Source organism: Streptomyces sp. NPDC030995 (assembly GCF_055571215.1).
Map to the genome: position 1 here is coordinate 68,178 of NZ_JBVIFS010000014.1, position 13,214 is coordinate 81,391.

Annotated in this window: 11 protein-coding genes; 6 read left to right on the forward strand and 5 right to left on the reverse strand. The window is 71.5% G+C overall.

Annotated elements, in window-relative coordinates:
- Positions 1 to 7: 7 nt before the first annotated feature.
- From ACZ45T_RS21550 to ACZ45T_RS21560, 3 genes are read right to left on the reverse strand one after another with little or no spacing between them, the layout of a single operon-like run.
- Entirely contained in the window at positions 8 to 850 is an 843-nt protein-coding gene (locus ACZ45T_RS21550; protein ID WP_468443608.1) for a sugar ABC transporter permease, read from the reverse strand.
- A gap of 2 nt (positions 851 to 852) precedes the next feature.
- Positions 853 to 1,887 (reverse strand): carbohydrate ABC transporter permease, encoded by a 1,035-nt coding sequence (locus tag ACZ45T_RS21555; protein ID WP_468443610.1) that lies wholly within the window; start codon positions 1,885 to 1,887, stop codon positions 853 to 855.
- Between the two features lie 7 nt (positions 1,888 to 1,894).
- Entirely contained in the window at positions 1,895 to 3,169 is a 1,275-nt protein-coding gene (locus tag ACZ45T_RS21560) for an extracellular solute-binding protein (RefSeq protein WP_468443612.1), read from the reverse strand.
- Between the two features lie 222 nt (positions 3,170 to 3,391).
- Between ACZ45T_RS21560 and ACZ45T_RS21565 the strand changes: the two genes are divergently transcribed.
- The 3 genes from ACZ45T_RS21565 (at position 3,392) to ACZ45T_RS21575 (ending at position 7,355) form a co-directional block, all read left to right on the forward strand.
- Positions 3,392 to 5,320, forward strand: coding sequence for a glycoside hydrolase family 13 protein (locus tag ACZ45T_RS21565; RefSeq protein WP_468443614.1), 1,929 nt, complete (start codon positions 3,392 to 3,394; stop codon positions 5,318 to 5,320).
- 26 nt (positions 5,321 to 5,346) lie between these two features.
- Positions 5,347 to 6,387, forward strand: a complete 1,041-nt coding sequence (locus tag ACZ45T_RS21570) for a LacI family DNA-binding transcriptional regulator (protein WP_468443616.1) — start codon at positions 5,347 to 5,349, stop codon at positions 6,385 to 6,387.
- Positions 6,388 to 6,461: 74 nt separating this feature from the next.
- On the forward strand, positions 6,462 to 7,355 hold the full coding sequence (locus ACZ45T_RS21575; protein WP_468443618.1) for a phosphatase PAP2 family protein: 894 nt from the start codon (positions 6,462 to 6,464) through the stop codon (positions 7,353 to 7,355).
- Between the two features lie 32 nt (positions 7,356 to 7,387).
- On the opposite strand, the gene ACZ45T_RS21580 is transcribed toward ACZ45T_RS21575, so the two are convergent.
- The gene (locus ACZ45T_RS21580; RefSeq protein ID WP_468443620.1) at positions 7,388 to 8,158 is read right to left on the reverse strand and encodes a hypothetical protein; all 771 of its coding nucleotides are present in this window, start codon (positions 8,156 to 8,158) and stop codon (positions 7,388 to 7,390) included.
- A gap of 172 nt (positions 8,159 to 8,330) precedes the next feature.
- On the opposite strand from ACZ45T_RS21580, the gene ACZ45T_RS21585 reads away from it, so the two are divergent.
- The 3 genes from ACZ45T_RS21585 to ACZ45T_RS21595 all read left to right on the forward strand — a co-directional run bounded on the left by ACZ45T_RS21585 (position 8,331) and on the right by ACZ45T_RS21595 (position 9,827).
- Positions 8,331 to 8,849 carry a VOC family protein gene (locus ACZ45T_RS21585; protein WP_468443622.1) on the forward strand — a complete coding sequence of 173 codons (519 nt, stop codon included), beginning with the start codon at positions 8,331 to 8,333 and terminating at the stop codon, positions 8,847 to 8,849.
- 83 nt (positions 8,850 to 8,932) lie between these two features.
- Entirely contained in the window at positions 8,933 to 9,502 is a 570-nt protein-coding gene (locus ACZ45T_RS21590) for a maltokinase N-terminal cap-like domain-containing protein (protein WP_468443624.1), read from the forward strand.
- 115 nt (positions 9,503 to 9,617) lie between these two features.
- Complete coding sequence (locus ACZ45T_RS21595) at positions 9,618 to 9,827, forward strand: DUF4287 domain-containing protein (protein WP_468443831.1); 210 nt, start codon at positions 9,618 to 9,620, stop codon at positions 9,825 to 9,827.
- Positions 9,828 to 9,936: 109 nt separating this feature from the next.
- On the opposite strand, the gene ACZ45T_RS21600 is transcribed toward ACZ45T_RS21595, so the two are convergent.
- Complete coding sequence (locus ACZ45T_RS21600) at positions 9,937 to 12,924, reverse strand: bifunctional [glutamine synthetase] adenylyltransferase/[glutamine synthetase]-adenylyl-L-tyrosine phosphorylase (protein ID WP_468443626.1); 2,988 nt, start codon at positions 12,922 to 12,924, stop codon at positions 9,937 to 9,939.
- Positions 12,925 to 13,214: the final 290 nt, after the last annotated feature.

Here is a 13,214-nt window from a genome sequence, read left to right on the forward strand (position 1 = left end):
CGGGTGGTCAGCCCTTGGTGGCGCCTGCGGTCATTCCGGCGACGAGGTGACGCTGGGCGAAGACGAAGAAGATCGCCGCGGGGATCGCGATGAGGACCGAAGCGGCGCTCATCGCACCCCAGTTGGAGGTGTACTGCGTGACGAAGGTCTGCAGGCCGCCGGCCAGGGTGAGGTTCTCCTCACCGACCATGAAGGCGGAGGCGTACGCGACTTCGCCCCAGGCGGTGATGAAGGCGTAGAAGCCGGTGACGGCGAGGCCGGGCTTGGCCAGCGGCAGGATCAGCCGCCAGAAGGTGCCGAAGGGGTTGAGCCCGTCGACGCGGCCGGATTCGTCGATCTCCACCGGGATGGTGTCGAAGAAGCCCTTCATCATCCACGCGCAGAACGGCACGGCGATGGTGAGGTAGGTGATGATCAGGCCGAGCGGCTGGTTGAGCAGCCCGAGCTGTCCCATCAGGTTGTAGAGCGGGACGATGAGGATGGCCATCGGGAACATCTGCGTGATGAGCAGGGTCCACATCAGCGGCCGCATGCCGGGGAACTTGAAGCGGCTGACCGCGTATCCGGTGGTGGCGGCGATGAACACACCGAGGACGGTGGTGACGCCGGCGACCAGGACGGAGTTCGCGAACCAGCTGAAGAAGTGGCTCGACTCCAGCAGGTAGCGGTAGTTGGAGAGGGTGGGCTCCTTGACGAAGTCCGTGGTGATCGCGTGCTGCGGGGGCTTGAGCGAGGTCAGCAGGATCCACAGCACCGGGAACACGGCGATCACGGCCGCGACGATCAGGGTGGTGTGCAGGCCGACGGAGGCGAGCGGGGATCGGCTCCCCCTTGTGCGCGTAGTGGTCACGGTCACCACACCTCTCCCTGCTTGCGCAGCGAGCGCCGGTAGACCAGCGCGAAGATCATGAGCAGGGCGAGGATCAGTACGCCCCACGTGGCGGAGACGGCGAAGTCGCGCGGGCTCGTGATGAAGGCCTCGCGGAAGGCCTGGGTCACCAGGATCTCGGTGGAGTCGCCCGGTCCGCCGCGGGTGAGCAGGAAGATCACCGGGAACATGTTGAAGGTCCAGATGGTGGAGAGCAGGATCACCGTCATGCTCACCGCGCGCAGGCCGGGCAGCGTGATGTGCCGGAAGCGCTGCCAGGGGCCGGCGCCGTCCATCTCGGCGGCTTCGTAGAGCTCGCCGGGGATCGACTGCAGTCCGCCGAGCAGGGCGACCATCATGAAGGGGACGCCGAGCCAGACGTTGACGGCGACGACGGAGAACTTGGCCCACGTCGGGTCGTCGAGCCACGGGATCGCGGCGATGCCGCCGCCGTCGAGGATCTTGTTGAGGATGCCGTTGTCGCGGTTGAAGAGGAACCGCCAGGCGAAGACGGAGACGAAGCCGGGGACGGCCCAGGGCAGGATGAGCGCCATCCGGTAGGCGGCGCGGCCCCGGAACTCCCGGTTGAGCATGTTGGCCAGGATCAGGCCGAGCGTGAAGGTGACGGACACGCACGCGACGGTCCACACCACCGTCCACACCAGCCGCTGCAGGAACACCGGGTCGCCGAGCACGGCCGCGTAGTTGTCGAGTCCGACGAACTCGTACGTGGCGTCGATGTGACGGGCGCCGATGTCACGGGCGACGTTGCGCTCGTTGGCGTCGGTCAGCGACAGGTAGACGCCGCGGACGAGCGGCCAGCCGATGATCACGCCGAGGACGAGCACCACCGGGGCGACCATGGCCCAGGCGTACCAGTGGGTGGCGAGGGCGCGCCTCAGTCCACCCTTGTTCCCGTTCCCGCTGTCAGTCCTGCGGCTCCGGCCGCGGGCGACGCCGGTGTTCCCGGTTTCGTCGCCCGCGGCCTTCGCCACCGACTGGCTGGTGTGAGCAGCCATGGTTTCGTTACTTCCAGCCCTTGAGGATCTTGCGGAACTCGACGCCGGCCGCCTTGGCCGCGTCCTCCGGGCTCGAGGCCCCGGTGATCGCCTTGGTGTATTCGACCTTCAGCGGCTCGAAGAGGGAGCCGTTCTCCGGGATCCAGGCCCGCTCGACGGCCTTGTCCACGGCCGGCTTGAAGAACTGCACCATCTCGCTGCTCTTGACGTCCGGCTGCTCGTAGGCGGCGGTACGGGTGGGGAGCAGGCTCAGTTCCTTGGCGGACTGCACCTGGACCTCCTGCGAGGTCATGTACTCGACGAAGGCGTGCGCGGCGGCGGTGTTCTTGGAACCGGCGTAGACGGCGAGGTCGTGGCCGCCCTGCGGGGCGCCCGCCTTGACCGAACCGGCCGGGACCGCGGCGATGCCGAGGTTGGCCTTGTCCTTGAACTGGTCGCCGGCGTAGCTGTCGGCGACCGCCCACGGGCCGTTGATCATCATGGCTGCCTGCCCCGACTTGAAGGCGGTCTGCATGTTGTTCCAGCCGTCGGTGGCGTTGGTGATCGCCGCACCGGAGGTGACCAGGTCGCGCGCGGTCTTGAAGGCCTTGACGCCGGCCGCGTTGTCGACGGTGACCGTCTTGTTCTTGGCGTCGACGAGGTCGCCGCCCTCGCCGTAGATCAGCGGGAGGAACCAGTAGGAGTCGTCGCCGCGCAGGTAGAGACCGGCCTTGCCGGTCTTCTCCTTGATGGCCGCGGCGGCGGTCTTGAGCTCTTCCAGCGTCTTGGGGGGCTGGACGCCGGCGTCGGCGAGCATCTTCTTGTTGTAGAAGAGGCCGAGGGTGTCGATGACCTGCGGCACGGCGTAGGTCTTGCCCTCGTACTTGCCGCTGGCCGCGGCCTGCGCGAGGAACTCGGCGTCGACCTTCTTCGCGGTCTCGGCCGGGACCTCGTCGAGGTAGCCGAGCGAGGCGAAGTCGGCGACCCAGCCGACGTCGGCCCGGATCACGTCGGGGGCGTCGGAGCCGCTGCTGAAGGCGTTCTTGACCTTGTTCTGCGCGTCGCCGTACGGGACGTTGACGTACTTGACGGTGACCTTCGGGTGCTTCGCGGTGAACGCCTCGGCGATCTTCTGGAAGCTGGCCTTCTCGGCGTCGTTCGAGGTGTCCCACCACGTGACCGTGCCGGAAAGCTCGCCGCCGGCCTTGGTCTCGCCACCGTCGCCCTTGGTGTCACCGCCGCAAGCCGTAGCCGCGAGCGCCAGGGTCGCGACCAGCGCGGTGGCCGCTATGCCACGCCGCATATGAACTCCTTCGATGATCCCGGCCGCGCCCTCGCGGTCCCGAGTTGCAGGGAACGTAACAAGCCTGAAAGCCGTCCGAAAGAGCTTGCGGCAATTTTCTGCAAGAAGGGCTGATCGTTACATCCGTGTGTCCGTACGGTTGCCGCAGCTTGCTGTTAGTTCGAGTCACCTTCGACTGCTTGGGCCCGCAACCAGGGGGCGTGTAGCCGCGTTGACCCCGATATGACCCATGAGCTGACCGCATCCCGGCTTGCAAGCGCTTCCAGCAACGCGACCGCAAGCGGCGAGTGGTGGCGCGATGCCGTCATCTATCAGGTCTACGTACGGTCCTTCGCGGACAGCGACGGCGACGGCATCGGGGACCTGCGCGGAGTGCGCTCCCGCCTCCCCCACCTCGCCCGCCTCGGGGTCGACGCCGTGTGGCTCACCCCCTTCTACGTCTCCCCGCAGGCGGACGGCGGCTACGACGTCGCCGACTACCGGGCCGTCGACCCGCTCTTCGGGGACCTCTCCGACGCCGACGAGCTCGTCCGGGCCGCGCACGCTCTCGGGCTGCGGATCATCGTGGACGTGGTCCCGAACCACACCTCCGCCGAGCACCCCTGGTTCCGGGCGGCCCTCCACGATCCCGCCGCCCGGGCCCGCTACCACTTCCGCCCGGGGCGGGGGACCTCGGGGGAGCTTCCGCCCAACGACTGGGAGTCCGTCTTCGGCGGACCGGCCTGGACCCGGGTCGCGGACGGCGAGTGGTACCTGCACCTCTTCGCCCCCGAGCAGCCCGACCTGAACTGGGAGGACCCCGAGGTCGCGGAGGAGTTCGCGTCCGTCCTGCGCTTCTGGCTCGACCTCGGCGCCGACGGCTTCCGCGTCGACGTGGCCCACGGCATGGTCAAGGCCCCGGGCCTGCCGGACATCGGCCGCGGCGCCCAGGCCACCCTCATCGGCACCGAGCCGCTCCCCTTCTTCGACCAGGACGGGGTCCACGAGATCCACCGCTCCTGGCGCCGCCTCCTCGACTCCTACGAGGGGGCGCGCATCGGCGTCGCCGAGGCCTGGGCGCCGACCTCCGAGCGGCTCGCCCTGTACGTCCGCCCCGACGAACTGCACCAGGCCTTCAACTTCCGCTTCCTCAACTGCCCGTGGGCACCCGGCGCGATGCGCACCGTCATCGACGAGTCCCTGGCCGCCACCACCTCGGTCGGCGCCCCCACCACCTGGGTGCTCTCCAACCACGACGTCGTCCGCCACCGCACCCGCTTCGGCAGCCTGGAGCGGGCCCGGGCCGCCGCCCTGCTGATGCTGGCCCTGCCCGGATCGGCGTACGTCTACCAGGGCGAGGAGCTCGGCCTGCCGGAGGTGACGGACCTCCCGGACGAGGTGCGCCAGGACCCCGCCTTCCGCCGCGGGCGCCGTCGGCAGGAATCCGGGGCCGCCGCCCTGGACCGGGCCGGGGCCGGGGCCCGAGCCGCATCCGATGCCGGGGCCGGCAGCGCCTCCGAGGCCGGGGCCGCCTCCCTGGACCGGGCCGGGGCCGGGGCCCCCTCCGGCCCGGTGCTTGCCGGGCCGGAGGCGCTGGGGGCCGCCGCCGGTCCCGGTGCCGGGCCGGCAGGACCGGGGGCCCGGGCCGACGCCGATCCCGGTGCCGGGCCGGAGGCCGACCCGCAGGCCGCGCCGGAGGCGGAAGGGCAGGCCGCGCCGGAGGCGGAGCGGCGGGCCCCGCGGGAGGCGGACGGCCAGGACGGGCTGCGCGACGGGTGCCGGGTGCCGCTGCCCTGGTCCGGCGCGCAGCCCCCGTACGACTTCGGCCCGGCCGGGAGCTGGCTGCCGCAGCCCGCCGGATGGGGCGACCTCAGCGTGGCCGCGCAGACCGGCGACCCGCACTCCACCCTGGAGCTCTACCGCGCCGCCCTGGAACTGCGCCGCGCCCTGCCGGGCCTGGGCGCCCTGGAGGCGGGCCCGCTGACCTGGCTGCCCGCGCCCGACGGCGTACTCCTCTTCACCCGCCCCGGCTTCGCCTGCACGCTCAACACCCGCCCCGTCGCGGTGGAGCTTCCCGCGCCCGGACGACCCGTACTCTCCAGCGCTCCCGTGGAGACGGACGGGCGCACCGTCCGTCTTCCCCCGGATTCGTGCACGTGGTGGGCATCGTGAACCCGAGACCGGTACAGTCCAATCCTGTGACCGCACGGCTAGCCGACATCGCAGCCCAGGCGGGGGTCAGCGAAGCCACAGTCAGCCGCGTGCTCAACGGCAAGCCCGGTGTGGCCGCGGGCACCCGTGAGTCCGTGCTGGCCGCCCTCGACGTACTCGGCTACGAGCGTCCCGTACGGCTGCGCCAGCGCAGCGCCGGCCTCGTCGGTCTGATAACCCCCGAGCTGGACAACCCCATCTTCCCGGCGCTCGCCCAGGTCATCGGCCAGGCCCTCACCCGGCAGGGGTACACGCCGGTGCTGGCCACGCAGACGCCCGGCGGGTCCACCGAGGACGAGCTGACCGAGATGCTGGTCGACCGCGGGGTCTCAGGGATCATCTTCGTCTCCGGCCTGCACGCCGATACGACGGCCGACATGGGCCGCTACGACCAACTCCGCGGGCAGGGCGTCCCGTACGTCCTCATCAACGGGTTCTCCGACAAGGTGCAGGCCCCCTTCGTCTCCCCCGACGACCGGGCCGCGATGCAGCTCGCGGTCACCCACCTCACCGCGCTCGGGCACACCCGGATCGGACTGGCGGTCGGGCCGAAGCGGTTCGTGCCCGTGCTCCGCAAGATCGAGGGCTTCCGGCTCGGGATGAAGGAGCGGCTCGGGCTCGGCGAGGCCGAGGTCGAGGAGCTCATCCAACACTCCCTGTACACGCTGGAGGGCGGCCAGGCCGCCGCGGCCGCGCTGATCTCGCGGGGCTGCACGGCGGTGGTGTGCGCGAGCGACATGATGGCGCTCGGCGCGATCCGGGCGGCCCGGCAGCAGGGGCTGAAGGTGCCGCAGGACGTGTCGGTCGTCGGCTTCGACGACTCCCCGCTCATAGCGTTCACCGATCCGCCGCTGACCACCATCCGGCAGCCCGTGCAGGCCATGGGGCAGGCGGCGGTGCGGACCCTGCTGGAGGAGATCGGCGGTACGCCGGCACCGCACAGCGAGTTCGTCTTCCTGCCCGAGCTGGTGGTGCGCGGATCCACGGCCTCGGGCCCCGGACAGGGTCGCAGTCGGACTCGTCCCTGAGGCGGAGCGGCTGCGCCGAAGACCGTCCCGAGGGATGATCGGAGGCGAGAACGCATCTGGCAGACTCTCTCCCCATGGGTGAATCGAGCGTGAAGACACTGGAAACCCGGACGGATGTCTCGTCGCCCACCGTGACCGAGACGAAGACCCGCCCGGGGTCGGACCGCGCCCTGCTCTCCCGGCTGCGTGTCCCGCGCCGGCCGCGGATCTGGTTCGAGGTCCTCCTCATCGCGGTCAGCTACTGGACGTACTCACTGATCCGCAACGCGGTGCCCGAGCAGAAGACCGCAGCGCTCGCGAACGCCGACTGGATCTGGCGCGTCGAGCGGAGCCTCGGCATCGCCGTGGAGGAGTCGGTCAACCACACCATCAACTCCGTGACGTGGCTGATCGTCGGCATGAACTACTACTACGCCACGCTCCACTTCGTCGTGACCATCGGCGTGCTCGTGTGGATCTACCGCTTCCATCCCGGGCGCTACGCGGCCACGCGCCTCGTCCTCTTCGCCACCACGGGCGTCGCGCTCCTCGGCTACTACTTCTATCCGCTCGCGCCGCCCCGGCTGATGAACGGGCAGAACTTCGTCGACACCGTGCTGGTCCACCACACCTGGGGCTCCATGGCCTCCGGGAACCTCAAGCAGATGTCGAACCAGTACGCTGCGATGCCGTCCATGCACATAGGGTGGTCACTCTGGTGCGGGCTGACGATCTTCGCGGTCGCCTCGGCCCCGTGGGCCCGGATCCTGGGCCTGCTCTACCCGGCGGCGACCCTCGTCGTCATCGTGGCCACCGCCAACCACTTCTGGCTCGACGCGGTGGGTGGCCTCCTCTGCCTGACCTTCGGCTACACCGTGTCGCGCAGCTGGTACGGCTCGCTCCCCCACCACCTGCCGCGCCGCCCGGAGGAGACGTCGCCGCACCCGGTGACGGCGGCCGTGGTGAACAGGTTCCGTACGCGCCCCTAGCGCGACGTCTGACCGAGCTGGGCAGCGCGGGCTCACTCCAGGATGCCCACCGCCCGGGCCACCACCAGCAGCACGGTGACCAGCGACACCGCGGTCTGCGTCATCATGAGCAGCTTCGCCCACATGGTCAGCGGCATGGTGTCGGTCGGGCTGAAAGCGGTGGCGTTGGTGAAGGCCACGTAGAGGTAGTCCCCGAAGTACGGCTCCCAGTCGGGTGGGGCGATGCCCCGCTGCCCCATCTGCGGGAAGAGGAAGTCGGGGTACTCCTTGGTGCCCTGGGCCCTGGCCACCGGGCCGCCCCGGTCCCACTCCCAGTACCAGAGCGCGAAGGCGATCACATTGGTCAGCCAGACCGCGCCGGCCGTGGTCAGCAGCGCGAGCGCCCCTTCCGGTCCGGTGCCGCGCAGCAGCTCGCGTACGAGCATCACGGCCGACCACGCGTTGGCCAGGCTGACCGCGGCGGCCAGGCTCAGCCCGAGTGCGCGCAGCAGGTACGAGCCGCGGTCGAGGCGGCGGTGCGGGTGGAGGGCGGCCAGCGCCAGCAGCAGGGTGACCTCCAGGGCCGGGAGCAGCCAGCGCGGGTCGATGGTCAGCCGGTCCGGCAGGGCGAGCTGGAGGCCCACGGCGACGAGGATCGCGGCGGTGACCGCCCAGCGCTCCTCGCCCTCGGTGGGCCGCCGCCAGGCCGGTCTCTCCTCCACCGTCTCGGCGGAGGCTTCGAGCAGGGCCTCGATCCGGTTCAGGCGTCGGTGCAGCGACTCCACCAGCCGGCGGTCCGCCTCCGAGCCGTTGTTCTCGGTCACCGCACACATTCTGGGCCGGTGGATCGCCGGGACGTGGAGGCGCGCTCCGGCCACCGTGCTCCGGCGGCCGCGTACCGCATACCGGCGCTTGACCTGAACCAAACTTGAGCTTTTAGGTTCGTTTCCAGAGGCCGCCGGAAACGACCGGCGGTGCTTCTCAAGGAGGTTCGCCATGACCGAGCGCACTGCCCACCTCGAGACCCAGACCCAGACCCAGATCCAGACCCAGATCCCCGAGCGCTACCGCTACGCCGTGATCCCGCACATCATGGTCGACGACGCCGCCGCGGCGATCGACTTCTACCAGCGGGCGTTCGGGGCCCGGGAGGACTTCAGGCTCGACGCTCCGGGCGGCGGGGTCCTGCACGCCGAGATCAGCATCGGGCCGTCGGTCCTGATGCTGGGCGACGCCAGCGTGGACGCGGCCGAGCAGGGCTCCTTCGCCGCCCCGACCGCGCTCGGTGGGGGCACCTCCGTCACCCTGCACGTCTACGTGGCGGACGTCGACGCCCTGGCCGAGCGTGCGGAGGCCGCCGGGGCCGAGATCCTCCAGCCGCCGACCGACATGTTCCACGGGGACCGCACCGTCATCCTCAAGGACCCTTCGGGTCACATGTGGGTGTTCCTGACCCACCTCGAGGACCTCTCGGACGAGGAACTCCGAAGCCGCCTTGCCACCGCCGGGATCTGAAGACCGCAGCGGTCACTGCGGCCGGCGGGCGGGCGGATCGTAGGCTTCGTCGTACAACTCGCAACCCCTGGAGGTCCGTCCGCATGGCCGTCGTCCACCGCACCACCATGACCCCCGGCAAGCTGGAGCTCCTGGTGTCGTGGCTCCCGTCGCAGCCCTGGTACGAGGGGCGGCCCGGCCGGGTCCCGGAGCTGACCAGGGTGGGCGGCTTCCGGCTGGACGACCCGGAGGGCGAAGTGGGCATCGAGTTCATGGTGGTCACCGACACCGCCGATGCCGACGGCCCGGTCACGTACCACGTCCCCCTGACCTACCGCGGCGCCCCGCTTCCCGACGCCGAACAGGCCCTCGTCGGCACCTCGGAGCACGGCGTACTGGGCACCCGGTGGATCTACGACGGCGCCCAGGACCCGGTGTTGCTGGCCCAACTCCGCGCACTGCTCCGCGGCGAGGCGGTCCCGCAGGCGCAGAGCGCGAGCGACACCCCGGACCCCACGGTCGTGGTGGTCCCGGGCGAGGACGGGCCCACCGTGGCGGTGACCCGCGTCCTGCGCCCGGAAGCCCCGGCGGACCCGCACACCCGCGTGTCAGCCACGTGGCAGGACGCGGCCGGCAGCCCTGCCCGAGGCGTCTTCGCGGCACTGCGCGCGTGACGTGAGCCCGCGGCTTCGGCCGTGACCCACGTCACTTCCGCCGGACCGATGAGTTCTGCCCTCCCCCGCGGTCATACAGGCAACGGGATTCCAGCGCGAGGAAGGCATGGACGACATGACGGACACGGTGAAGGGCGCCGCGTACTTCCCCTCGATCGAGCAGAAGTACGGCCGCCCGATCTCGGAATGGAAGGACCTCATCCGGTCCTCACCCCTGAGCAAGCACATGGAACTCGTCTCCTGGCTCAAGTCCGAACACGGCCTGGGCCACGGCCACGCCAACGCTCTGGTCGCCCACACCCTCACCGAGGACAAGGCGAAGTAGGGCAGCCGGGCCGCCCCTGAGCGCGGTGCACGGACTCACGTCGGGTCCGTGGACCGCGGCCGTCTACAGGGGTCGGCGGCGAGGCCCCGCTCCGCACTGCTCCGTGTCGCTACGCGCCGTAGAACAGCTCCTCCACCACGGCCCGGGCGCGGCGCGTGATGCGGCGGTAGTCGTCCAGCATCTCGCCGACCGTGCCCTCGGCGTAGCCGAGGTAGCGGCCCACCGCCGCGAGTTCGCGCGCCTCGGACGGGAAGGTGTCCCCGGCGCGGCCGCGGACCAGCATCACGGCGTTGCGGACCCGGGTCGCCAGCACCCAGGCCTCGTCCAGGATCTGCGCCTCTTCGGTCGGGATCAGCCCAGCCGCGTGGGCGGCGGCCAGGGCTTGGCGGGTACGGGTGGTGCGCAGGCCCGGTTCCGCCCAGGCGTGCTGCATCTGGATCAGCTGGACGGTCCACTCGACGTCGCTGAGGCCGCCGCGGCCGAGTTTGGTGTGCAGGGTCGGGTCGGCGCCGCGCGGCAACCGCTCCGACTCCATGCGGGCCTTGAGCCGGCGGATCTCCCGTACGGCGTCCTCGCCGAGGCCCTCCATCGGGTAGCGCAGCGGGTCGATCAGCTCGATGAAGCGGCCGCCCAGCTCCATGTCGCCCGCGACGGTTTCGGCGCGCAGCAGGGCCTGGCTCTCCCAGGTCAGGGACCAGCGCCGGTAGTACGCGGCGTAGGAGGCGAGCGTACGGACGAGGGGGCCCGAGCGGCCTTCGGGCCGCAGGTCGGCGTCGATGAGCAGCGGCGGGTCGGTGGTGGGCAGTTGGAGCAGCCGGCGCATCTCGGCGATGACGGTCTGGGCGGCCTTGGCGGCCTCCTGTTCGTCGACGCCCTCGCGGGGTTCGTGGACGAACAGGACGTCGGCGTCGGAGCCGTAGCCCAGCTCGTGCCCGCCGAAGCGGCCGACGCCGATGACGGCGAAGCGGGTGGGCAGGGTGTCGCCGAAGTGGCTGTGGACGGCGGCGCGCAGGGCTCCGGCGATGGTGGCGGCGGTGAGGTCGGAGACGGCCCCGCCGACCCGGCCGACGAGGGCTCCGTGGTCCTCCTCGGCCGGGTTGTCCTCCGTACCGTACGAGCCGATGATGTCGGCGGCGGTGGTACGGAACAGCTCGCGGCGGCGGACCCCGCGGGCTGCGGTGACGGCGGCTTCGGGGTTCTCGGCGCGGCCGACGGCGGCGAGGACCTCCTGTTCGAGGGCCTCGTGCGTACGGGGCTGCAGGCCTTCGGGGTCGCCGAGCAGGGCGACGGCTTCTGGCGCGCGCAGCAGCAGGTCGGGGGCGAGGCGTCCGGCGGACAGGACGCGGGCGAGGTTCTCGGCGGCGGCGCCCTCGTCGCGCAGCAGGCGCAGGTACCAGGGGGTCTTGCCCAGGGCGTCGGAGACCTTGCGGAAGTTGAGGAGCCCGGCGTCCGGGTCGGCGGAGTCGGCGAACCAGCCGAGGAGGACCGGCAGCAGGGTGCGCTGGATGGCGGCCTTGCGGGTGACGCCGGAGGCGAGCGCTTCGAGGTGGCGCAGGGCGCCGGCCGGGTCGGCGTACCCGAGGGCTTCGAGGCGCTGGCCGGCGGCGCGCGGGGAGAGCCGGGTCTCGCCGGGGGCCAGCTGGGCGACGGCGTCGAGCAACGGCCGGTAGAAGAGCTTCTCGTGGAGGCGGCGGACCACGGAGGCGTGCCGGCGCCAGGCCTTGTTGAGCTCGGCGACGGGTTCGGTGCGCAGGCCCATGGAACGGCCCAGGCGTCGCAGGTCGTTCTCGTCCTCGGGGACGAGGTGGGTGCGGCGCAGCCGGTAGAGCTGGATGCGGTGCTCCATGGCGCGCAGGAAGCGGTAGGCGTCGTGCAGTTGGGCGGCGTCGGCGCGCCCGACGTAGCCGCCGGCGGCGAGGGCCTGGAGGGCGTCGAGGGTGGTGCCGGAGTGCAGGGTGGCGTCGCTGCGGCCGTGCACGAGCTGGAGCAGCTGGACGGCGAACTCGACGTCGCGCAGGCCGCCGGGGCCGAGTTTGAGCTCGCGGTCGACCTGGGCGGCGGGGATGTTGTCGACGACGCGGCGGCGCATCTTCTGGACGTCGGCGACGAAGTTCTCGCGTTCGGCGGCCTGCCAGACCAGGGGCGTTATGGCGTCGACGTACTGCGTGCCGAGGTCGGGGTCGCCGGCGACGGCGCGGGCCTTGAGGAGGGCCTGGAACTCCCAGGTCTTGGCCCAGCGCTGGTAGTAGGCCAGGTGGGAGGCGAGGGTGCGGACGAGGGGACCGTTGCGGCCCTCGGGGCGGAGGTTGGCGTCGACGGGCCAGATGGTGCCCTCGACGGTGGTCTCGGAGCAGATCCGCATGAGGTGGGAGGCGAGGCGGGTGGCGGCCTGGATGCCCTTGCCCTCGTCGGTGCCGGGGGCCGCCTCGCCGACGAAGATGACGTCGACGTCGGAGACGTAGTTCAGCTCGTTGCCGCCGCATTTGCCCATCGCGATGACGGCCAGGCGGCACTGGGCGGCGTCCTCGGGGGCCGCGGCGGAGGCGATCCGCAGGGCCGCGCGGAGGGTGGCGGTGGCGAGGTCGGCGAGCTCGGCAGCGGTCTGGGCGACGTCGATGGTGCCGCAGACGTCGCGGGCGGCGATGGAGAGCAGGCAGCGGCGGTAGGCGACGCGCAGGGCGACGGGGTCGTGCGCGTCCGCGAGCCCGCGCTCGAACTCGGGGAGTCCGGGGTGCAGATCGGCGGCCTCGTACGTGACGAGGCTCTGCCAGTCGCGGGGGTGGCGGGCGAGGTGGTCGCCGAGTGCCTCGGAGGCGCCGAGGACGCCGAGCAGCCGGTCGCGCAGCGGCTTGGCGCTGACGAGGGTGTCGAGGAGCCCGGGCAGCTCGTCCGGCGGCTGTGCCTCGGCGAGCCGGACGAGCCCGAGGAGGGCGAGGTCGGGGTCGGCGGTCGCCCCGAGGGCGTCCAGCAGTACCGGATCGGCGCGTACGGATGCCAGCGCGGCGGCGTCCAGCAGCCGGGCGGCGGCGGAGGGGTCGGTGAAACCGCTGCGCAGCAGCCGGATGAAGGTGCTGCTCCTGCGTCCCGGGACTGTCATCCCGCCGCCTCCCGCGGTTGTCGCTGCCACTGCCCTGGCGTGCCTGAGGTGAGCTTACGGGCTGGCCCGGGCCGAGCAGGCGTTCTACCCACCGGCACGTACCATGACGTCGATTATCGGATTATCCGAATACTTATCGCGTGATGGGGCCCGCTCCCCGCCGACCGGCCACGAGGAGCCCCATGTCCGACGGACACCCCCGCTCCGGCCCCGCCTGGCAGGCCCCCGAAGCCTGGACCGACCAGGGCGGAGCCTGGACGGCCGACCCGGCCGGAGCCTGGGCCCCGCAG

Excerpts from the sequence above, each read along its gene's own strand:
- ACZ45T_RS21555 (WP_468443610.1), bottom strand. The coding sequence starts at position 1,887 with ATGGCTGCTCACACCAGCCAGTCGGTGGCGAAGGCCGCGGGCGACGAA.
- ACZ45T_RS21560 (WP_468443612.1), bottom strand. The coding sequence starts at position 3,169 with ATGCGGCGTGGCATAGCGGCCACCGCGCTGGTCGCGACCCTGGCGCTC.
- ACZ45T_RS21565 (WP_468443614.1), top strand. The coding sequence starts at position 3,392 with ATGACCCATGAGCTGACCGCATCCCGGCTTGCAAGCGCTTCCAGCAAC.
- ACZ45T_RS21575 (WP_468443618.1), top strand. The coding sequence starts at position 6,462 with ATGGGTGAATCGAGCGTGAAGACACTGGAAACCCGGACGGATGTCTCG.
- ACZ45T_RS21585 (WP_468443622.1), top strand. The coding sequence starts at position 8,331 with ATGACCGAGCGCACTGCCCACCTCGAGACCCAGACCCAGACCCAGATC.
- ACZ45T_RS21590 (WP_468443624.1), top strand. The coding sequence starts at position 8,933 with ATGGCCGTCGTCCACCGCACCACCATGACCCCCGGCAAGCTGGAGCTC.
- ACZ45T_RS21595 (WP_468443831.1), top strand. The coding sequence starts at position 9,618 with ATGACGGACACGGTGAAGGGCGCCGCGTACTTCCCCTCGATCGAGCAG.
- ACZ45T_RS21600 (WP_468443626.1), bottom strand. The coding sequence starts at position 12,924 with ATGACAGTCCCGGGACGCAGGAGCAGCACCTTCATCCGGCTGCTGCGC.